This is a genomic window from Bacillus cereus group sp. BfR-BA-01524 (genome assembly GCF_022662595.1).
In the GTDB taxonomy this organism is placed as follows: domain Bacteria; phylum Bacillota; class Bacilli; order Bacillales; family Bacillaceae_G; genus Bacillus_A; species Bacillus_A thuringiensis_S.
Genome location: NZ_JAKUDW010000496.1, coordinates 1 through 214 on the forward strand (window position 1 = coordinate 1; position 214 = coordinate 214).

The following is a 214-nucleotide window of genomic DNA, read 5'->3' on the forward strand; positions in this document are numbered from 1 at the left end:
CTCTGCGCCGAAAATGTACCGGGGCTAAATACACCACCGAAGCTGCGAATTGATACCAATGGTATCAGTGGTAGGGGAGCGTTCTAAGTGCAGTGAAGTCAGCCCGGAAGGACTGGTGGAGCGCTTAGAAGTGAGAATGCCGGTATGAGTAGCGAAAGACGGGGGAGAATCCCGTCCACCGAATGCCTAAGGTTTCCTGAGGAAGGCTCGTCCG

The 214-nt window shown here is 54.7% G+C and carries 1 rRNA gene; it reads left to right on the forward strand.

The features are described from left to right. A 23S ribosomal RNA gene (locus MR170_RS32060) occupies nucleotides 1–214 on the forward strand; the annotation flags it as partial.